Below are 21,157 nucleotides of genomic sequence, written 5' to 3'. Positions count from 1 at the left end.
CGACTGATCACAATTCAGCAAAAAAAAAGCGTCCCGAAGAACGCTTTTTTTATTGGATTTTTAGCACAAGTCAAAGCATTAGCAAGGACATTTCTTCATGTCACCGCCCGTAGATGGATAACGTGCATCTACACAGTGACGATAAAATGTTTTTGCATCCATCGCTTCCAAATCAGGATGATGTTTTGCCATATGTTCCAAATAGTTTTGGTAATCTGGCACACCCACCATCAGGCGGAAGCTTTGCTGTAAACGTTGCCACAACGTCGCAATACGTGACCAATTTTTCGGGTTCAGAATTAGATCCTTCTGCGACATAATGGTCATTTTAATGATTTTATAAATCACCGTTTTTCCACTTTTTGCAAACTTCAGGTTCATTCATATTCCCCTATTAATGTGCTGAATTCGACGGATTAATTTCAGCTGGGTCACGGTAAATCGCTTCTGCTTCATTCACCGATGGATTTGGATTTGCCAAAGCACGACGCACCACACCAATCGCTGCAAATAACATCACAAATGCCACAATCATAAAGAATGCACAAAGACCGGCATTGATTTGATTCGACAATGCAACCGTATGCATTTCAGCCATGGTTTTCGCAGGTGCCAACAATTCATTCTTCGCAATGGCTGCGTTAAAACGATCTGCTTGAGCCAAGAAACCAATCTTTGGATTTTCGTGGAAAATCTTCTGCCAACCAGCGGTCATTGAAGTAATAAACAAGAATACTGTTGGGATAATCGTTACCCAAACATACTTTTGTTTTTTCATCTTGAATAAAATCACTGTACCCAAGATCAATGCCATCGCAGCAAGGATTTGGTTACCAATACCAAATAGCGGCCATAAGCTATTAATACCACCGAGCGGATCAACCACACCTTGGTAAACGAAGAAGCCCCAACCTGCGACAGCCACAGCGGTACCCAACAGATTTCCGAAGAAGTTATGTGAGTTCTTAACCGCAGGAACCACGATACCCACTGTATCTTGCACCATGAAACGACATGCACGCGTACCTGCATCCACAGCAGTTAAAATGAAGAGTGCTTCGAATAGAATCGCAAAGTGATACCAGAATGCCATCATTGAACGGTTATTGAAAATTTCCGTAATAATGTGAGCCATACCAATCGCAAATGTTGGCGCACCACCTGTACGAGACAGAATCGAATTTTCACCCACTTCTTGTGCAAGTAAGGTCAATGCTTCAGGTGTTACCACGAAGCCTAATGTACGAACTGCTTCTGCAGCGGACTCAACCGTTGTACCAATCACAGCTGCTGGCGCATTAATCGCAAAATACACACCAGGCTCAAGAATCGTTGCACAGACCAATGCCATGATCGCAACAAAAGATTCCATCAACATGCCGCCATAACCGATCATGCGAATATCTTTTTCATTATTCACAAGCTTCGGTGTCGTTCCTGAAGAAACGAGCGCATGGAAACCTGAAATCGCACCACAGGCGATGGTAATAAACAAGAATGGGAACATTGAGCCTGCAAATACAGGACCTGTACCATCAATAAAATGCGTCACCGCTGGCATTTTCATTTCAGGCAATGCAAACATGATCCCAATTGCCAAACCTGCAATAACACCAATTTTCAAGAAAGTAGATAGGTAATCACGTGGAGCAAGCAGTAACCAAACAGGTAATACAGAAGCTACGAAACCATAACCAATCAACCACCAAGTTAGTTCAGTACCTGAAAGAGTAAAGAATGGACCCCAGTATGGGTGCTGTGCAATGTCACCACCATAGATAATCCCTGCCATCATCAGTACAAAACCAATGATCGACACTTCTGCAATTTTACCCGGACGGATAAATCGCATGTAGATACCCATGAAAATCGCAATCGGTACAGTGGCCGCGATACTGAAAACACCCCACGGACTGTTGGTCAACGCTTTTACAACAACCAAAGCAAGTACCGCAAGAATGATGATCATCACGCCAAGTGCACCAAGCATCACGATGATTCCGGCAAAAGAACCTAGTTCTTGTTTTGCCATTTCACCGAGTGAACGACCATCACGACGCGTTGAGATGAACAAGACTAAAAAGTCTTGAACCGCACCGGCAAGAACAACACCCACCAAGAGCCAAATAGTTCCCGGCAAATAACCCATTTGCGCAGCAAGGATCGGTCCGACTAATGGGCCTGCACCTGCAATCGCAGCAAAGTGGTGACCAAATAAAACGCTTTTATTGGTCGGTACATAATCCAAGCCGTCAGCTAAGCGATGGGCAGGCGTTAAACGTCGCTCATTCAGTTCAAAGACTTTATTGGCAATAAATAAACTATAAAAACGATATGCAATGCTATACACACAGATTGCTGCAAGGATCAGCCAAACTGCATTGACATGCTCGCCTCGACTGAGTGCTAGTATGCCGAATGAAACGGCACCTAGAATGGCTACAAACAGCCAGATAATCTTTGAAGCCATTCCTGACTTCGGTTGAATGGTTTCCATCTCAATCCCTCATAAATGTTGAAATAAATCAGCTTGATTTTTCTTGTTCGAGGTACTGCTGTTTCTTCCCTTGAAACTCTACTCCTGTTATGGGCTTTTTCATCTAATACTTTGGAATAAAAATTTAAACCAATAGGTATAAAAAAAGGGATGAATCACTTCATCCCTTTCGATAATAGTCTATTTTTAAACCATTATGCACGTTCTAAATAGTCACCGGTACGAGTGTCTACACGAACGCTTTCTTCTTGCTGTACGAATAATGGAACACGTACAACTGCACCAGTTTCAAGCTTAGCCGGTTTACCGCCACCGCCTGAAGTATCACCACGTACACCTGGATCAGTTTCAACGATTTTTAATACAACGAAGTTGGGCGCGCTCACAGTTAAAGGAACACCGTTCCAAAGCATGATTGTGCAAAGTTCATTTGAGTCATCTTTCAACCATTTAGCCGCGTCACCCATAGCAACTTTATCAGCAGCGATTTGTTCGAAAGATTCTGGATCCATGAAGTTCCACATTTCACCGTCGTTATACAAGTAGTTCATTTCAACTTCTTGGATGTCAGCAGCTTCTAGTGAATCACCAGATTTGAAAGTTTTTTCTAAAACTTTACCAGTTTTAAGGTTACGTAATTTTACGCGGTTAAAAGCTTGGCCTTTACCTGGTTTTACGTATTCGTTTTCCATGATTGAACATGGGTTACCGTCAAGCATGACCTTAAGGCCTGACTTGAAATCATTCGTAGAATAATAGGCCATGACTGGCTCACTCCAAACTTACTAACTTTAATCTATAGATGCTATGGGCTGTAACATGTCATTTAGCAAGTACTGACTGTAACATTGGCTGCCACATGCACATTAATGTGATATTGCGTATTCTAAATGACCAATGCACCATGTCGCAACGAAAAAATCCCCATTAAAGGGGTCAAGCTGCTTAACTTACACTCAGACATTAAAGAACTTTGTTTATACAATGCCCACAAACAGGTAAAATTGCTGTTTACTGAAACTTAATAAATGTTTCGTAGGCTTCATCCGTTGTGAGCTTTATCGGAATTATTTCAGCTTACACTTAAAAGTTCGACGCATTAATTTCAGCAATATTCCCCACTCACCTTTCTGCATTTTTTAAACATTCGGCATGATAAACTATTTATTTCAAGAGCAAAACTGGCAAACTCAATTGAGTGATTTGATTACAAATCCTCAAGAATTACTCGATGTATTAGAACTTTCGCATGATCAGTTATTATCAGGTGCTCAGTTCGCAGCAGATGAGTTTCGCCTACGCGTGCCGCGCGCTTTTGTCGAAAAAATGCAAAAAGGTAATCCGCTCGATCCGCTTTTACTCCAAGTCCTACCGCATCATTTGGAACTTGAAGAACACGCCGGTTTTGTTACCGACCCATTAGGTGAAGAACAAGCCAACCAACAGCCTGGTGTATTACATAAGTACAAGTCTCGATTTTTACTGACCTTAACCGGCGCCTGCGCGGTCCATTGCCGTTATTGTTTCCGCCGACATTTTCCCTACCAAGAAAACCTGCCTAAAAATGACGATTGGGCAAACATTAAGCAATATATCGAACAACAATCCGATATTAATGAAGTGATTTTAAGTGGTGGAGACCCGCTCACACTATCAAATCGTAAACTTCAAGTGTGGATTGAACGTTTATCGACTTTGCCACAAATTAAATTTTTGAGAATTCATTCACGAGTTCCTATCGTAATCCCCAACCGTGTCGATGAAGAGCTGGTTTCTATTTTAAAAAACAGTAGGCTACGCATTATTCTAGTGGTACACTCAAATCATGCATCAGAGCTAGATGACTTCACGTGTAGCCAGCTTCAACAGCTTGTCAAACAAGGAATCACCGTGCTGAACCAAGCAGTCTTATTAAAAGGGGTTAATGATTCTGCAGATGTATTGGTCGATTTAAGTTACCGCTTATTCGACGCAGGTGTAATGCCATATTATTTACATGTTCTGGATAAAGTAAAAGGTGCTCATCATTTTGATACACCAGCTCAGGATATTGATTTAATTTATAAAAAAGTTTTAGAGAACCTACCAGGTTATTTGGTTCCTAAACTTGTACGGGAAATAGCGGGCGAAAAAAACAAGACACCGCTTTTTGGGGCTTCAACTTTTTGAGTTAAATAATAAAGATGACCACGCATACTTCAGATACGTTTTACAATCCGACTGAATTAAAGCTGGATAAATTAAGCTTTTGTCCGACCAATGCTAAAGGTCTGCAAGAGTGGTTAAACGGTATTTCAATTTTACAATTGGGTACCTCATCTAAAGCTTTATTCAATGCCTTACTTGAAATCTCCGAGCTGAAATGCCAAGAGATGTTACGTTTTGATTTGGTTCAAATATTACATCCGACTATGGAAAGTGTGCTCACGAGCTTAGAAAAACACTTTACCAATCAAAGCCTCATTACCACGGATCGTAATGACCAAATCATTGAATTAGCTATGCTTTTACGCAGTCACTTTGCCAAAATCTATATTGATATTGCCAAGCGATGTAATCAGCAGCTTAATCAACAAAAGTTTTCGATCTTTTCATTCGGCCATAAAAAAAGCTTACAAACCGCTAGAATTGCATCAATCTACTATGCGTTGCAACAACTGACACTGTTGTTGTATCAACAACACATGTTGTATGCCACACCGACGGCGGGTCAATGGATTGCGGCACATCAACTGATTGAATGTGCCATTGAACACAATTTCTATCAAAGTAATGTCAATCAGTTACTGGGTACTCAGCATCAAATTGCAAATATTGCCCAAGCTTATGCACAATTGATCTTATTAGATATTTTCAATAATCATCAGATTCGCCCTGCTGAAATCCAAGGCTTGTATTTATGTAGCTTTGACTGGGTAAAATTGGTTCAAATCCTACCGAAAGAAACCACGCTTTCACGCTATATTGTAGACACGAAAAAAGATCACCCACCGATTTATAACTCTAAACAAGATCGGTCGTATCAAGCCAATGTGTACATTTCAACGCAAAACTTGCTCGATCATTTGACCGAAACGCAAACTAAGAATGCCAATTTCCTTTCTAAAAATGAAAAGCTATTCTTAACCCCTGCGCTGTATTTCCATATTCATAATATTTTGACCAACAACACTGAACGTCGTCATGAACGTTATGAATATTCTGCGCAAATCAATATTTGCTTTAGCTTAATGGTGGCGCATTTCTATCTCTCTAAAGGTAAAAACTTCCATGAAACTTTAGATTTAGAAGGCAACTATCAATTCCACAATGAAGCGTCTTTTGTCAATTCGCATGATTCAAATATGCCAACGGGCATGACCAATGCGAAAGCGCTAGATCGTGAAGCAAAACAGATTCATACCGCCGACGTTTTAGATATTAGTGTGAATGGTTATCGCATTAAATGGACTGGGCCTACCCCAGCCAATTTAAAAACCGGCGAATTTATTTTGATCCAAGAAAATGCTCAAAGCCAATGGCGTGGCGGTGTTGTTCGTTGGATCAAACAATCGACTGAAAAAAGTTTGGAATTGGGTCTCGAAGTACTGGCTCAAGATTTGTATCCATGTTCAGCCCATATTCGTACCGACCGCAATACAACAAATCATCAACCTGCTTTATTGGTTCAGACCACACAACTAGATCAGGTGTCTACGACCTTAATTTTACCTGGGGCAAATCTCTTCCGAGAGAAACAAACGGTCCACCTTCGCTTAGGCAAAGAAGACATCAAAGTCTACCTCACCAAAGCGCAGTTGGTGACGCAAAGCTTTATTCGCTTTGAATATGAATTATTGAATGAAGAGCAAGAAAATGTCGTTAAAGACTATATTGCGAAACAGAGCAATGAGATCAAAAATAACGACTTATGGGAAGCATTAAAGTGAGAAATCCATTACTATCCAAAAAACTAAAACGTACGGAAACTCGATTACTCATTATTGATGATAATCAAATACGTTTTAACCAGATACGTGATTTATTGACAGACAGCGAACATCAAGTTCATGCCATATTACTTGATGATTTACAAAATTTCGAAAAACAGCTGAATCTCAATTGGGACTTGATCATTTTTGGACGTGCTTATGATTTAAAATATGAACAAGCTTTAAGTTTAGTTCAACTGTCGAGCCAACCGAATTTACCAATTATTTTACTTAAACCTGAAGACTATCAAGCTGAACAATATGCAAGTTTAGTCAAAAAAGGGATTTATGACATCGTCGATATTGCTGAACCTGAAAGTTTCTATTTTGGTTTAATCCGTGCTTTATCCTTTAGTCGCCTACAACAATCTCAACAACATTTAATGGAAGAGCTTGAAACGGCTCAGATTCAAACCCAGTCTTTAGTTGAAGATAGTCGTAAAGCGGTTGCAGTGATTCAAGAAGGTATTCATATTCAAGCCAATGCTGAATATCTCACTTTATTTGGTCTAAAAAATGAAGACGATGTAATCGGTCTGCCCCTGCTCGATCTATTACAACCTTCTGACCTCAATGACTTTAAACAACGCTTTAAAAAAATCAGCCAAGGACAGCTCGACTTAGGACGTTTTGATCTTGATTCGCAAAATATCGCTGTGGCTGGGCAAAACCCACTAAAACTCGAATTTATTGCCGCAGCTGAAGAAGACGCGTTACAGCTCGCAATTGAAATTGGTAGTCAAAACAGTAATGCTGTTAGCAACGCGCCAGTTGAAGCCAGCCCACAAAAACCAAAAGCATTTCAACAACTCAACCGTATCATCGGTCAGCAACCTGCCAATGTAAATGCATTAGTGCTATTTACTTTGGCTTCTTGCTCAGATGCGATTTTTCAAAAAGATTGGAATACTTATAAGAGCTATTTCACCAATATTAAAGACTTCTTGAAAGATCAGACTCATGCTCCATTATTTAGTTTAGACAATGGTGCAATCGTTGCCTTATTCCAAGCGGATAATCAGCTCAAACTTGAGTCTAAATTGATTGGTCTCAACACACTGAGCAAACCTCAATTACTCAGTGTAAATAATGAAACTTATCCATTAAATTTACGCATGGGATACAGTGTTTTAGACAGCGATATTCGTGATGAAATACATTTTGAGACCTTTGTTGCGAAAGCCTTTAATACTGCGCTACCAACCAACCAACAGGCACCTGAAATCGATTTAACGATTCCATTAGAAATTGATATTCCAAGTTTGGATTTTGGTACACCAGAAGCGCAAATTGCACCGATTGTCGTTAGTGATGAAGCTCCTGTTATCAAAGCCCTTCGCAACTGCTTAGAACGCGGTGAAATTCATCTTAAATATCAGCAACTGTATGATAAAGAAGATTCTCATCTTTATACTTATGAAGTAACCAGCGGCTTTATTTTTGAAAATAAATGGAAAGATATCGCCCAACTGCGTGAGTTAGCTGAAGACTCAGAGCTATCCATTAAGTTGGATCGTTGGATCTTGGTTGAATCGTGTAAACAGCTACACAACTTCATCACTCAGTTCCCTGAAGCTAAATTAATCGTTAACCTGAACAAAGAAGTGCTATATAGCGACCGCACCTTCCCTGAGTTTATTTCGAAACTGATTACGATTATTCGTAGTAAATTGAAAAATCCGTTAATTTTACAATTTGCAGAAGAAGACATTCAGCTCAATATCGATGCCGCTCAAAAAGCATTTGTTGAACTTCGTAAAAATGGTGCTGAACTGGCTTTACGCAATTTTGGTCATTCGATGTTTAGTGAATCATTATTACGTCAAATGGATGTTCACTGCTTAACATTAGATTCAAGTTTGACCAAAATGCTTGCAAACGATAAGTCATGCCAAGAGCTCCAAGAAAAAATTACCACTTATCATGAAATCAAAACTGTTGAAATCATGCTACGTGAATTAAATGACATGACCCTATTTGCCAATGCTTGGAATGTCGAAGCTCGTTTTATTCAAGGCGATTATTTCCAGAAGAAACTCGACCATCTCATCGATGTTCAGGACCAATAAAGTTCTGAACATTGCCAATTTAAAGTTTATCTTTTTATCGGCACAAAAAAAACGGGCATAAAGCCCGTTTTTCGTTTTGGATATTAACGTTTGATAGAACGTGACATACCAGCAAAACGTTGTTTGAATTTGTCGATACGACCGCCAGTGTCAACGCTTTTCTGTTTACCAGTGTAGAATGGGTGGCAAGCAGAACATACGTCTAGGTAAATAGTTTCTTTACCAAGAGCTGAACGAGTTTCAATTACGTTACCGCATGAACATGTAGCAACTAAAGTTTCATATTTTGGGTGAATATCGGCGCGCATCGTCGATTACTCCTAAGATTTAAGAAGGTTTAGCTGTCATCGCAATTGATCACTCTTGCATCACTACAAGGAAGGCTTAAAAAAAGCAGACCAACACCATAACAGACCATTCTTTTGGCCCACCGAGACGGATACCGTCAGAGCTAAGCACAACAAGTTGGGGCAAATTATAGCTGATTTTTTATTGTTAATAAATAGATATTCAAGGCTGAATCGCTCTACTCTTTAGGTTGAGCTTGCTCTAAATATTTCTGATATTGTAATTCGACTGTACGCTGAAATTGGGCTTGATCAAAATGGTTTAATTTTTCAATAAATGCAGGACAAAACGTCGCTGCATTTACTGGCTGTAATGATTTGCTCATGCCCTCTAACATGCCTTGAAGCTGCCGTTTAAATTGTGCATCGACGGGCTGATCAAAATCTTTTGCTTTTAATGGCTCTACACCTTTAAAACGGACAGCCTGAACCGCAGCAATTAATTTAAGCTTTGCAGCTTGATAAGCCTGATCTAATTCCGTATTCATCTGTGGTTGTCGATCACGACAAAAATCTAGCATGGGCTGTAGGCTGATGAGCGGCATTTTTTCAATGACATCACGGTTACTATTTAAAGATAAATCCTCTTGGGCATGAACGACTGTGTTCATACCCAAGAATAAAATGAAGAAGCCTTTTTTAATTTTCATGATTTTTTTCATCTATATTAAGGTATTTTAAATGGACGTACTCATCTCGTCCTATTCTTGCCCACGGCTTTGTTTTGCCCAAAGGTTGGCAATCACACCACAGACCATCAACTGAATTTGGTGAAAGATCATAATCGGTAAAACTATCATCCCCATCGGCTGCCCAATAAATAAAATTTGTGCCATGGGCACGCCGCTCGCCAAGGTTTTTTTAGAACCACAAAAGAAAATCGTCTTTTGATCAGCTCGGCTAAAGCCCAACCAACGTGGTACATATAGCGCCAATAACATAATGATTGTTAACAAGACAGAGCACGCCACAATCAACAGGAATAAAGTCATACCACTCACATGATGCCATAGCCCTGCCACCACCGCACTGCTGAATGCGCCATAGACCACCATCAAAATTGAGCCCTGATCAAATACCTTCACAATTTTTGGCATTTTCTTCATATAAGGAAACACCCAAGGACGGAGGAGCTGCCCTAAAATGAAGGGAATCAGTAATAACAGGGTAATTTGGATAATAGATGCCGTCGGATCGTAGTTATGTTGTGACTGACCGAGAATAAAATAGGCCACCATCACTGGGGTAATAAACATCCCAATAATATTTGAAAATGATGCACTACAGACTGCGCCAGCAACATTACCCTGTGCTACCGAAGTAAATGCAATGGAAGACTGTACTGTCGAGGGTAAGAAGCACATAAACAAAAAGCCCCAATACAACTCTTGCCCTAACATCGGCACGAGGATTGGTTTCGCCATTAAACCCAGTAATGGAAATAATGCAAAGGTAAAAGCAAAAACTAAAGCATGTAACTTCCAATGCATTATGCCTTCAACCACAGCCTCACGAGATAACTTTGCACCATGGAGAAAAAATAAAATGGCAATTGCAGCCGTGGTAATATAGCCAAAGATTTCTGCAGCTTGACCACTAACAGGCAAAAAAGTCGCAAGTATGACCATTACAAAAAGTAGAATGGTAAAACGATCCAAAGCCAACATTTTTAGCATAACAACATCCTGTACAAATTTCCCTTTAAAGCTCATCGGCACAAAAATGCCCAATAAGCTAAATTTACCATTGAGTAAATTTCATCTTACTGGGCCATGTAAATAAAGCCAGCTTTTCTCCGATATATTCGTTATTTTAAACGTTGATAGTGAGCTCAACGCAAAAAAATTTATAAATAAGAATATTCAGAATTACAGATGACTTTATATTAATGATTGCACATTAATTATTTCGTGCATTTGAGTCTTGTTGGATCAACTCAATTTTATAGCCATCGGGATCTTCAACAAAGGCAATGACGGTCACACCACCTTTCATTGGCCCTGCTTCGCGTACTATGTTACCGCCACGTGCTTTAATTTCTTCACAAGCCTTGTAGGCGTCATCTACAGCAATAGCGATATGACCATAAGCATTACCCAATTCATAACTATCCGTATCCCAGTTATGCGTTAACTCGAGTACGGTATGATTTTCTTCATCACCATAGCCCACAAATGCCAAAGTAAAACGACCTTCTTCATAATCACGCTTACGAAGCAAAGTCATACCGAGTACTTCAGTATAGAACGCCAATGAACGCTCTAAATTGCCTACACGTAACATGGTATGCAGCATGCGCATAATCGAGTTTCCTAAATCTATCATTATGTCTGAATACTATAGGGATTTAACATGCAAAGTTCAATTTAAGTCTAGAACGCATATACCTGCTTATTTCAAATATCCTTGTCCAAAACCGCAGATATGTTTAGGCTATTTATAAGCTTAGAATAAAAAAGCCCGTTCAGATTGAATGGGCTTTTTTAATTTAAATTGAATTATGAATTGGATTTTTGTTCATGTTCTTTCAATAGCTTGGCGACCCAAACCACTAAAATTAAAATCGGAATACCAATTAGAGTTGTCATCAAGAAAAAGTTTGGATAACCGATATTGGTCACAATCGTACCTGAGTAACCGCCTAAAATTTTAGGGGTTAAGGTCATTAATGAACTAAAGATGGCATATTGAACAGCTGTGAAAGAAACACTGGTTAAGCTCGATAAAAATGCAATAAATGCCGCACCAGCAAGACCAGAAGCCAAGTTATCAACAATAATCGCAAAATACAGCCACAGCGAACTATAAGGCTTAATGACCTTACCTTTGATGTCCACATTCTGTTCAGCACTTGCTAAGTTAATCGGTTGAATATCAACACCAAGCACACCCGCCATATTGGCCGATGTATTCACTTGATATGCTAAATCGACACTCTTTTTCACTACATCATTTTCTAGTAATTGAGCCGTTAATGTTTTTTGCTTTGCTGTTTCGAGCGCTTGACCTGGAATTGCAGCACTAAAAACACCAGTTTTATCAAGCTTCGCGTCGAATGGTTTAGCATCCAAAATAATTTGAATTTTTTGACTTTCTTTTAACTCGCCTGCCAAGTATTGTCCACGGACCACGATACTATTTGCAGTCTCTTGAGCTGAAATCGTGTTATCTGAAGTCACTGGCAACAACATCATTGCTGAGTTTGCAAAAGCATTATTCAGATACGGCAAACTCACCTGTATTGGATGTTGATTCTTAGACTGATAATCCGCACTGACTTTAATATTTTGATCTGCAGCCAAGACTGCTTTTGGAATTTGAACTGCCCAAGCACCCGTATCATCCGGCGTCGCTGTATATTGCTGCCCTGCTACATTGACAGTGACATCACTCAATGGCTGACCTGATTTGACCAGACCGATAAAAATCAAGTTTGTTGAACTTGCTAAAATCGCACCAACAAACATCAATTTCATAATGTTCATGCGCTGCGCTAGCAAACCGCCAAGGAAGCCACCAACCAAGCTAAATATCACACCATAGACTTTTACAGCTTCGGCAATCTGCTCTTTGGTGAAGTTTAAATCTTGATAAAACACATTAGAAATGACGCCGGCGATAATATCGGAAATACGGTAAAAACCAATAAGTAACAACAGCACTAAAGCCAGTTTTAGACCATAACGCTTAAAGAAATCTGCAACTGGATTAACCCAAGTTTCAAATGCCATCTGCTTATTTACAGCACCCGATTTCACTAAAACAGAACCGACACCAAAAGCAACCACAGCTGAACCAATAAAGCGTACAGCCTCTAAACAGAACAAGGCGAATGAGTCTGAAATTTGCCACTGCTCTTTCAAGCTTTCAACCGCTACACCTGAATAGATATAACTCAAGACAAAGGCAACCACCGCAGCAAAGAATACAGCGACTAAACGATAATAGTCGGTCCGTTTATAATGCTTTTGTACACGGTCAACTTGCGGCTCACGTATCGATAAAGTTGTAATAATACCAATAACCATCACAGCAGCCATTGCAAGGTAAGTATATTTCCAAGCTTCATAAATATAGTTACCTTTGGCCGTGCCTAAATATGCAGCCAAAAATAACGCCCCTGCACCTGCCACGATCATGCCGATACGATAACCTGCATTATAGGTCGAAGCTAAAACGGTCTGCATTTCAGTTTCTGCCAACTCAATACGATACGCATCAATCACAATGTCTTGCGTTGCGGCAGAAAAACCAAGTAATACGGCTCCAGCAGCCATTTGGTAAATATAGCTTTGCCCTAAAGCTGGGTCTGAAAATGCCATGATACAAATTGCACAGATAATGAGAACCTGAGCGATCAACAACCATGCACGGCGACGTCCGAGTTGTTTGGTTAAAAATGGTACAGGCAACTCATCAATTAAGGGTGCCCAAACAAACTTAAACGAATAGCCAAGTGCAGCCCAACTAAAAAAAGTTACTGCACTTTTATCAATTCCTGCTTCACCTAACCAAAGCGATAAACTGGAAAAGATCAGTAAAATTGGAATACCGGCCGAAAAGCCAAGAAAAAGCATAATCAGCGTACGTCGGTCTAAAAATGCAGTAAAAGCAGATTTCCATCCTGAAGCTTGTGTTGTCATGACTCAGTTATTTTTGTCAAAATCGAATGTTGCTATTCAAGCGCTTAATGACAACGGTTTCAACAACATTTATGAAATCATTGTTTTATTTTATCGATATTTCGCATGCTGTTGCTTGATCTTTGGCATTAAACCTGTATACCTTAATTACATATCTCTATTCTTTAGTTTTTTGGATTCAACAGTGACCCAGCGACTTGAACAAATTCACTCTTCTTTATCAACCACCATTAATGAAACCAACACAAAAAACTTAGCAGAAACAGTAACGACACTAAAGAGCGCTTTTGATCAACCCGAAATACAGAATACTTTAACTAAAACCCAGTTGCAGCCGCTTCAGCTGACGCATACGCCTGAACTCAAAAAAATACCAACGTCTACCAAGCGGATCAAACCACTTAATGACTTTTTAGGACAAGATCGTGCCCGAGCTTCGGTCGAGGCTGGCATTGCATTACCCTATTCAGGCTATAACATTTTTGCTGTAGGTACCGCAGGCTTAGGTAAGCGCACCATGATTAAGCGCTTATTACAACAACACGCTAAAAATATGCCAACGCCTTCAGACTGGGTCTATGTCAATAATTTTAAATTTCCGCGCGAACCGATTGCGCTGAAACTTCCCTCTGGTCAAGCGACAAAGTTCCAAGCGTTATTACATCAAAGTTGGCAAACCATATTAAAACAGCTTGAACGTCGCTTCACCGCAGAAACCTATCACAATCGTATTGAAATGATTCGCCAACATGCTGGTGATGAACAACATCTTGCTTTAGTTGAATTAACCCGAGAAGGTGAAGAGCTCGATCTTAAACTGATTTCTCAGGATGATGATCATTGTTTCGTTCCGATGCACTTAGTAGATAACAAATACCAAGAAATGTCGAAAGAAGACATCAATGCTTTAAGCAGCAAACAACGTGCTGAAATTGCGTCAAACGTCCGTTATATGGATAAAAAACTTGAACGTCTTGGTCTACATCTTGGTGATCTTGAAGATGACGCACGCGATAAAGTTCAGGTTTTAAACCGTGAAATTGCTAAACAAGTCGTCATGCCGCGTATTGATGTAATTCAAAATAAATTCAGCATGGTTGAAGGCTTGGAAGATTATCTGAAGCAATATGCAGATGACATCATTCAAAATGTTGAGTTTGTGCTTGAGCAAGAAGAAGATGACTTTACACCTGGCCTATTTAACCGCGTGCCATCTCGCTACCAAGCTAACATTATCGCCTCACACAAACCAAATGCTGGTGCGCCCGTTATTTTTGAAGATTTCCCAACCCATTACAATTTGCTAGGTCATGTCGAACAACTGACCCAAAATGGCACCATCACCACAGACTTTACGTTAATCCGTCCTGGTGCATTGCATAAGGCCAATGGTGGATTCCTCATCTTGGAAGCTGAACAACTTTTAGAGCAGCCTTATGCATGGCAAGGTCTAAAACGTGCATTAAAGTCAGGACATTTAAAGCTGTCTTCACTTGAACATATGCTTACATTGACAGGCAGTATTTCGATTGAGCCTGAAGCTATTGATTTAAATATCAAAGTGATCCTGCTTGCTGAACCTGATATTTATTACGATATTTTAGAACTCGAACCAGAACTGGGCAGTGTCTTTAAAATTCGTGCCGATTTTACCGATACATTACAACGTAATGACATTAATGAGCAGGCATATATGCAGCTGATTGCTGACTATGTGCAAACAGACAAACTTCTGCCGTTTGACCGTACAGCACTTGCTGCACTGTTAACTGATTCAAGTCGTCAAGCTGAAGATCAAAGCTCTTTGTCATTACATGCCCTCACCTTAGGTGATTTGATTCGTGAAGCACATCATCATGCAGCACTTGCTGGCGATAAAATGGTGACAGAAACACATATCAACACCGCTCTTGATCATCGTAAATACCGTCTAGGCTACTTACGTGAATTATATTGGCAAGATCTCACTCGCGGTACACAGTTAATCGAAACCAAAGGTCATCGATTCGGGCAGATTAACGCCCTCTCTGTGATTCAATATGCAGATGTTGAATTTGGTTTACCGTCACGTTTAACGGCTTCGGTTTATCAAGGTGGCGGCGATATTTTAGATATCGAGCGTAGTGTAGAACTCGGTGGTTCTTTACATGCCAAAGGCGTCCTGCTGATGTCGAGTTTCTTAAAGGCACACTTTGGTCGTGAACAAATTTTACATTTCTCTGCTGCCCTCGCCTTTGAGCAAAGCTATGGTCAAGTGGATGGCGACAGCGCAACTGTTGCAGAGCTTTCAGCTCTGATTTCCGCTATTAGCCAATTACCGATCGATCAATCTTGGGCAATCACTGGCTCCATGAACCAATTGGGTCAAGTTCAACCGATTGGGGGTGTAAATGCCAAGATTGAAGGCTTCTATGATGCATGTAAATTACAAGGGTTAACAGGCAAGCAAGGTGTGATTATTCCACGCCAAAATATGCAGCACTTAATGTTACGCAAAGATGTGATTGAAGCTGTGCAACAAGGTCAATTCCATATTCACGCCATAGATACCATTGACCAAGCATTAGAAATTTTGATGGCGCGTCCAGTAGGCACTCTTGATAAAAAAGGTCGTTATAGCAAAGGCTCAATCTACGCTGCTGTCATGGAGCAACTTGAGTACTGGCAAGCGATTGAAGATGGTGCTGAGTTTGAGGAAGAAGAGCCAAAGAAAAAGAAAAAAAAGAAGAAGTCTAAAAAGGACAAAGATAAAAAGGCAAAGAAGTCTGAAGCTCAAGACAGTACTGCTGAAAATGAGCAAGTCATTGAGGAAAGTCCGACTGAAGACAATCCGTCATAAATCTTCGATGAGTTTATTCATTTGTTGATTTTTCCACCACTCATTGTGCTTTAAATGCCTATGAGGATGGTGGAAAAACGCATAACCCCAGACTTTTTAGATAATTAAGTCATAAAAAAAGCGCCTTAAAGGCGCTATTTTTATCTGTATCCAATGATTAAAATCATCAAATACACATCCAATTAAGCTTCAGGAGCTGGGCTATATTGTTCAACTAAAGGTTGTAATTCACCTTTTTGGAACATATCAAGCATAATGTCGCTACCACCGATCAATTCACCATTGATCCATAATTGTGGGAAAGTCGGCCAGTTTGCAATTTGTGGAAGAGTTGCGCGAATATCTTGATTTTCAAGAATATTTACATAAGCAAATGGACGACCAATTTGACTGAGCGCTTCTACTGCACGCGCAGAGAAACCACACTGTGGAAACTGTGGAGTGCCTTTCATGTAAAGTAGAACTGCGTGTTTAGCAATTTGGTCACGAATTAACGCTTCTGTATCGCGTGCTTGTTCAGTCATTGATATATCCTCAATAAATCTGCTTCGCATTATACCCAAAACTGAGTAAAACAATATGACTAAAGCAATATTTCACGTTTTATTTACATTTCAGCTTTTCAAGTGAGTCATATTTTGCTTATATAGACCTCTTGATGCTCATATATATATGGCGTCTCCTCTATATTATTTCAATCACCTGACAAATTAGAGTTAGTCATGAATAACATTACCCTTGCCCCAGTACAAACTGATCAACCATCGCACTTGATGCCAGTATTTGGCCGCCAACCGATCAGCTTTGTCCGAGGTCAAGGTGCTCACCTGTATACCGCAGATGGCACAGAATACTTAGACGCACTGACAGGGATAGCTGTTTGTGGTTTAGGTCACTCACATCCTGCAATTACAGCTGCAATTGCTGAACAGGCAGCGACCCTCATTCATACCAGTAACTTATTTGAAGTGCCTTGGCAAACGGCTGCTGCGCAAAAATTAGCTGAAGTTGCGGGTATGGAAGAAGTTTTCTTCTCAAATAGTGGTGCAGAATCAAATGAAGGTGCAATCAAAATTGCACGTAAATTTGGTCATATGCAAGGTGTTGCAAGCCCTAAAATTATTGTTGCTGATCATTCTTTCCATGGTCGTACCATGGCAACGTTATCTGCGACAGGTAACAAAAAAGTTCAAGAAGGCTTTGGCCCATTGGTTGAAGGTTTTATTCGTGTACCTTTTGGTGATATCGAAGCAATTGAAGAAGCTGCAATTCACCACCCTGACATCGTAGCGATTTTGGTTGAGCCGATCCAAGGTGAAGGTGGTGTAAATACTGCACCTCAAGGTTTTAGCTACCTCGAAGAAATTCGTCAAATCTGTAATCAACACAACTGGTTAATGATGCTTGATGAAGTGCAAACAGGTAACGGCCGTACTGGTAAATACTTTGCATATCAACACACCAATATTATTCCTGACGTGCTAACTACAGCAAAAGGTCTAGGTAATGGCTTCCCTATCGGCGCAGTCATGACTCAAGGTCGTGGTGTTGGAGTTTTAACAGCGGGTAACCACGGTTCAACTTATAGCGGTACAGCATTAGGTTCACGTGTGGTTTATACCGTGATTGATACCATTCAAAAGGAAAACCTTGTTGAAAATGCTGCAAATATGGGTGCGTATCTTGTTGAGCAATTCACAGAGCAACTTGCAGAGCAAAACGTAACTGTTCGTGGTTTTGGTTTAATGGTCGGCATTGAATTACCAAAAGCATGTGGCGAACTTGTGAATATTGCACGTGATGAGCATCACTTGATTATTAACGTAACAGCAGGCTCTGTGATTCGTTTATTACCTACGCTGAACATCAATAAAAAACAAGCGGATATCTTGATTGAACGCATTGTTAAAATGGTGAAAAACTTTCTAGCGTAATTTGTGCCGAAAGTAAAAAAAGCCGCTGATTGCGGCTTTTTTTATATCTTTTTAAACCTTTTTTGTTTTTTATGAGGCTTCTTGGTATACACGTCCGCCTGGTAATTGACTGAAATACAATTTTAATGCATCTAGGCAACGATGAATTTTAGTAGGCTGTTGATCACGTTTAGACATCACAGCATATAGAGTAAATGATGGTAAACGCCATTCTGGTAAAACTTCAACAAGAGAACCGTTTAATAAGTCTTTTTGCGTATCTAGATATAATATTCTTGCAATGCCATGTCCTTGTTGACACATTGCTTTTGCAGCAAATACATTATTTGTTGTAAATCGGGAGTGCACATCCAATGCAACCTGCTCTTTAGTCACTGCATTTTCAAATGCAAAATGCTGAAAGTTTTTAACCAAATTTATTTGAACCATATCATGATTTTGTAAATCTTCTGGTCGTGTAATTAAACTGGTTTGGTTGATATAGCTTGGTGCTGCAACGAGAACTTGTTCAACATGTGCCAATGGCACCACATGAAACTGTTGATCATCAATTTTTGAACTCATTCGTAGCGCAATATCAATGCGGCCATCAATTAAGTCGATATATTGATTATCTGCTTCTAGATGAACGGATAAACCGCGATGTGCAGACATCCAATGTGACAATGCAGGAATCACATGATTCGCACAAATTTCTGGTGTCGATGCAATACGTAATTCACCGACCAAGTCGTCACGAAGTTCATTGATACGAATTTTGCCGCGCTCTGCGGCAGATAGCATCTCTTGGCAACTATGAAAAAAAGCTTGTCCAGCTTCTGTCAAACTTAACTTACGTGTAGAACGATGTAAAAGAATGACTTCCATATCCTGCTCTAGTGAGCGGATTTGCTGACTCACGGCACTCGTGGTAATACCTAACTCACGAGCAGCGCCACTAAACGAATTTTTTTCCACAACGCAAGCAAAGACACCCATTGCTCGAAGTTGATCTAACATAAATTTCCCTCATAAACTTATGAGAAGCTTCATCTTTCGATAAAAGCAACTCATTGTATTATACGGGGATATTTTGCTTTTGCATTATATATTTAATTATTTGGTAAAACTGCAGTTGGATTGATTGGTTTACCATCTAAACGCACCTGAAACTCAAGCATCGTACGGTTTGTACCCGATGAACCCATCTCACCAATTTGCTGCCCTGCTTTCACAGTATCACCACTTTTGACATTCATTTTACTGTTATGTGCATATGCGGTGATATAGCCATTAATGTGCTTCACCAAAATTAAATTGCCGTACTCTTTAAGACCATCGGCTGCATAGACCACTTGACCATCAGCTGCTGCAAAAATAGCGTCACCCGTATTGCCTGCGTAACGTGTTCCTTTCACATTCGATGCTAAGTTATAACCTTGTAATACCGTAGGACGTGATACTGGACTCACCCATCGTAAACTAGATGAACTGACCACAGGAGTTGGTACAGTAGTTCGAGTAACTGTTGACGGTGTGGTTGAAGCTTGTGTCACGGGTGCTGTTTGCGTTGGCATTGCAATCGTTTGGCGTTGAATTGGTGCCGCTTGAGTCATGGCTTGTGTAGACGTCGTACGACGAGAGCCACTATTTTTAAGGCGAATGGATTGTCCAACATAGATGCGATAAGGCTGGGCAATATCGTTCATTTCTGCGATGCTGACATAGCTCAAGCCATAGCGAGCTGCAATGCCACTTAAAGTATCTCCCGAACGAACTGTATAATAATCCGGAGCAGTCGCATAACGGGTCGCATTATTAATTTGTGGTTTTGACGCACAGCCAGTCATGACCAAAGTTGTAACCACAGCAGCAGATAAAACAAGGGTCTTAAATAATGCTGCAGGAGCGGTAATAACGCGATATTGTGACACCAGGGACATCATCTTCCTCACTAATAATTCAAATATAGTCATTATGAATGGGCTAAGATTAGCAAAAATCCACTCTAAAAAAGTTGCGGCATAACCATTTTCACAAAGTTATAACACTAATACTTAAATTTTAGATAACTCTGCGTGTAAGTTATTCAAAATCTCATAGTTTGTAGCATCCATTTGTATAGGCGTTACACTGACATAACCATTTGCCACGGCAAAGAAATCTGACTCGATATCGGTTAAGCCTTTTTTAGGCTCTGCCACAGCCTCACCTGCCAAGCCAATCCAATAGACTTGACGACCACGCGGGTCTACATGACTGGTAATCGGTTTGGACTGTAAACGTCGCCCTTGATAGGTCACTTTAGTGCCTTGAAGTTCAGCGACATCTGGAATATTGATATTAAAAATATGTCGTGCAGGTAGCGCAGGTAAGCCATTGGCAATAAAGTCATGCACCCATTGTGCAGCTACGGCATAATCTTCAGGGTTGTTATAACTACGCACATTCGGCCCAGCCAAAGACACGGCTAGCGCAGGTTGTTTCATTAGACGACCTTCAAATGCGGCACCGACCGTCCCTGAATACAGCACATCATCACCCAGATTTGCGCCGCTATTGATCCCACTCACCACCAAATCAAATTCAAAATCGAACAGACCATTCATTGATAAATACACACAGTCCGCAGGTGTGCCATTTACCGCCCACATATTTGGTGCAATTTCGACAGGTCGTAATGGTCGATCTAAAGTCAGTGCACTTGAAAAACCACTGCGTTCACTTTCAGGTGCAACAATCACCACACGACCGAGAGGACGCAATGCATGTGCTAAAGCTTGGATACCGGGAGCAAAAACGCCATCATCATTGGCAATTAATATATTCACAACTAAATTTCCATTACTAAAAAATTAAAAATGACTCGCAAGAACAT

Annotated in this window: 17 protein-coding genes; 5 read left to right on the top strand and 12 right to left on the bottom strand. The window is 40.3% G+C overall.

Annotation, left to right across the window (positions count from 1 at the left end; translation table 11 throughout):
* Nucleotides 1–78: 78 nt before the first annotated feature.
* From FTU05_RS09790 to efp, 3 genes are all read right to left on the bottom strand, one after another.
* Nucleotides 79–381: a YbdD/YjiX family protein gene (locus FTU05_RS09790; RefSeq protein ID WP_180124489.1), complete on the bottom strand. Its 303-nt coding sequence runs from the start codon at nucleotides 379–381 to the stop codon at nucleotides 79–81.
* A gap of 13 nt (nucleotides 382–394) precedes the next feature.
* The gene (locus FTU05_RS09785) at nucleotides 395–2,497 is read right to left on the bottom strand and encodes a carbon starvation CstA family protein (RefSeq protein WP_078190161.1); all 2,103 of its coding nucleotides are present in this window, start codon (nucleotides 2,495–2,497) and stop codon (nucleotides 395–397) included.
* Nucleotides 2,498–2,691: 194 nt separating this feature from the next.
* Entirely contained in the window at nucleotides 2,692–3,261 is a 570-nt protein-coding gene (efp, locus tag FTU05_RS09780) for an elongation factor P (RefSeq protein WP_067762759.1), read from the bottom strand.
* A 388-nt stretch (nucleotides 3,262–3,649) separates the two neighbouring features.
* On the opposite strand from efp, the gene epmB reads away from it, so the two are divergent.
* Genes epmB through FTU05_RS09765 form a run of 3 tightly spaced genes read left to right on the top strand, consistent with a single transcriptional unit; the run spans nucleotide 3,650 to nucleotide 8,537 of the window.
* A complete protein-coding gene (gene epmB, locus FTU05_RS09775; protein WP_180124488.1) occupies nucleotides 3,650–4,666 on the top strand; it encodes an EF-P beta-lysylation protein EpmB in 1,017 nt (338 codons plus the stop codon).
* Between the two features lie 14 nt (nucleotides 4,667–4,680).
* Complete coding sequence (locus FTU05_RS09770) at nucleotides 4,681–6,426, top strand: GTPase (protein ID WP_180010400.1); 1,746 nt, start codon at nucleotides 4,681–4,683, stop codon at nucleotides 6,424–6,426.
* Nucleotides 6,408–8,537, top strand: a complete 2,130-nt coding sequence (locus FTU05_RS09765) for an EAL domain-containing protein (protein WP_180165157.1) — start codon at nucleotides 6,408–6,410, stop codon at nucleotides 8,535–8,537. The genes FTU05_RS09770 and FTU05_RS09765 overlap by 19 nt, the downstream gene beginning before the upstream one ends.
* Nucleotides 8,538–8,620: 83 nt before the next feature.
* On the opposite strand, the gene rpmE is transcribed toward FTU05_RS09765, so the two are convergent.
* From rpmE to FTU05_RS09740, 5 genes are all read right to left on the bottom strand, one after another.
* Nucleotides 8,621–8,845, bottom strand: a complete 225-nt coding sequence (gene rpmE / locus FTU05_RS09760) for a 50S ribosomal protein L31 (RefSeq protein ID WP_078190165.1) — start codon at nucleotides 8,843–8,845, stop codon at nucleotides 8,621–8,623.
* 218 nt (nucleotides 8,846–9,063) lie between these two features.
* Nucleotides 9,064–9,534: a hypothetical protein gene (locus tag FTU05_RS09755; protein WP_180165155.1), complete on the bottom strand. Its 471-nt coding sequence runs from the start codon at nucleotides 9,532–9,534 to the stop codon at nucleotides 9,064–9,066.
* Nucleotides 9,535–9,585: 51 nt separating this feature from the next.
* A complete protein-coding gene (locus FTU05_RS09750) occupies nucleotides 9,586–10,560 on the bottom strand; it encodes a bile acid:sodium symporter family protein (RefSeq protein WP_180004882.1) in 975 nt (324 codons plus the stop codon).
* Nucleotides 10,561–10,783: 223 nt separating this feature from the next.
* Nucleotides 10,784–11,185, bottom strand: a complete 402-nt coding sequence (gene gloA, locus FTU05_RS09745) for a lactoylglutathione lyase (RefSeq protein WP_180165153.1) — start codon at nucleotides 11,183–11,185, stop codon at nucleotides 10,784–10,786.
* A 197-nt stretch (nucleotides 11,186–11,382) separates the two neighbouring features.
* Nucleotides 11,383–13,527 carry an MFS transporter gene (locus FTU05_RS09740; RefSeq protein ID WP_180165151.1) on the bottom strand — a complete coding sequence of 715 codons (2,145 nt, stop codon included), beginning with the start codon at nucleotides 13,525–13,527 and terminating at the stop codon, nucleotides 11,383–11,385.
* A 205-nt stretch (nucleotides 13,528–13,732) separates the two neighbouring features.
* Between FTU05_RS09740 and FTU05_RS09735 the strand changes: the two genes are divergently transcribed.
* On the top strand, nucleotides 13,733–16,366 hold the full coding sequence (locus FTU05_RS09735) for a Lon protease family protein (RefSeq protein ID WP_373685292.1): 2,634 nt from the start codon (nucleotides 13,733–13,735) through the stop codon (nucleotides 16,364–16,366).
* Between the two features lie 182 nt (nucleotides 16,367–16,548).
* On the opposite strand, the gene grxD is transcribed toward FTU05_RS09735, so the two are convergent.
* Entirely contained in the window at nucleotides 16,549–16,890 is a 342-nt protein-coding gene (grxD, locus tag FTU05_RS09730) for a Grx4 family monothiol glutaredoxin (protein ID WP_067762767.1), read from the bottom strand.
* A 198-nt stretch (nucleotides 16,891–17,088) separates the two neighbouring features.
* On the opposite strand from grxD, the gene FTU05_RS09725 reads away from it, so the two are divergent.
* Nucleotides 17,089–18,300 carry an aspartate aminotransferase family protein gene (locus FTU05_RS09725; RefSeq protein ID WP_180165147.1) on the top strand — a complete coding sequence of 404 codons (1,212 nt, stop codon included), beginning with the start codon at nucleotides 17,089–17,091 and terminating at the stop codon, nucleotides 18,298–18,300.
* 69 nt (nucleotides 18,301–18,369) lie between these two features.
* On the opposite strand, the gene FTU05_RS09720 is transcribed toward FTU05_RS09725, so the two are convergent.
* From FTU05_RS09720 to surE, 3 genes are all read right to left on the bottom strand, one after another.
* On the bottom strand, nucleotides 18,370–19,299 hold the full coding sequence (locus tag FTU05_RS09720; protein WP_180004878.1) for a LysR family transcriptional regulator: 930 nt from the start codon (nucleotides 19,297–19,299) through the stop codon (nucleotides 18,370–18,372).
* Nucleotides 19,300–19,391: 92 nt separating this feature from the next.
* A complete protein-coding gene (locus tag FTU05_RS09715; protein WP_180165167.1) occupies nucleotides 19,392–20,222 on the bottom strand; it encodes a peptidoglycan DD-metalloendopeptidase family protein in 831 nt (276 codons plus the stop codon).
* A gap of 114 nt (nucleotides 20,223–20,336) precedes the next feature.
* Nucleotides 20,337–21,110 (bottom strand): 5'/3'-nucleotidase SurE, encoded by a 774-nt coding sequence (gene surE, locus FTU05_RS09710; protein WP_111884223.1) that lies wholly within the window; start codon nucleotides 21,108–21,110, stop codon nucleotides 20,337–20,339.
* Nucleotides 21,111–21,157: the final 47 nt, after the last annotated feature.

Source organism: Acinetobacter sp. YH12049, assembly GCF_013419875.1.
GTDB lineage: Bacteria > Pseudomonadota > Gammaproteobacteria > Pseudomonadales > Moraxellaceae > Acinetobacter > Acinetobacter amyesii.
The sequence above is the reverse complement of the archived record's forward strand: the minus strand, read 5'-3'. Positions and strand labels throughout refer to the sequence as shown.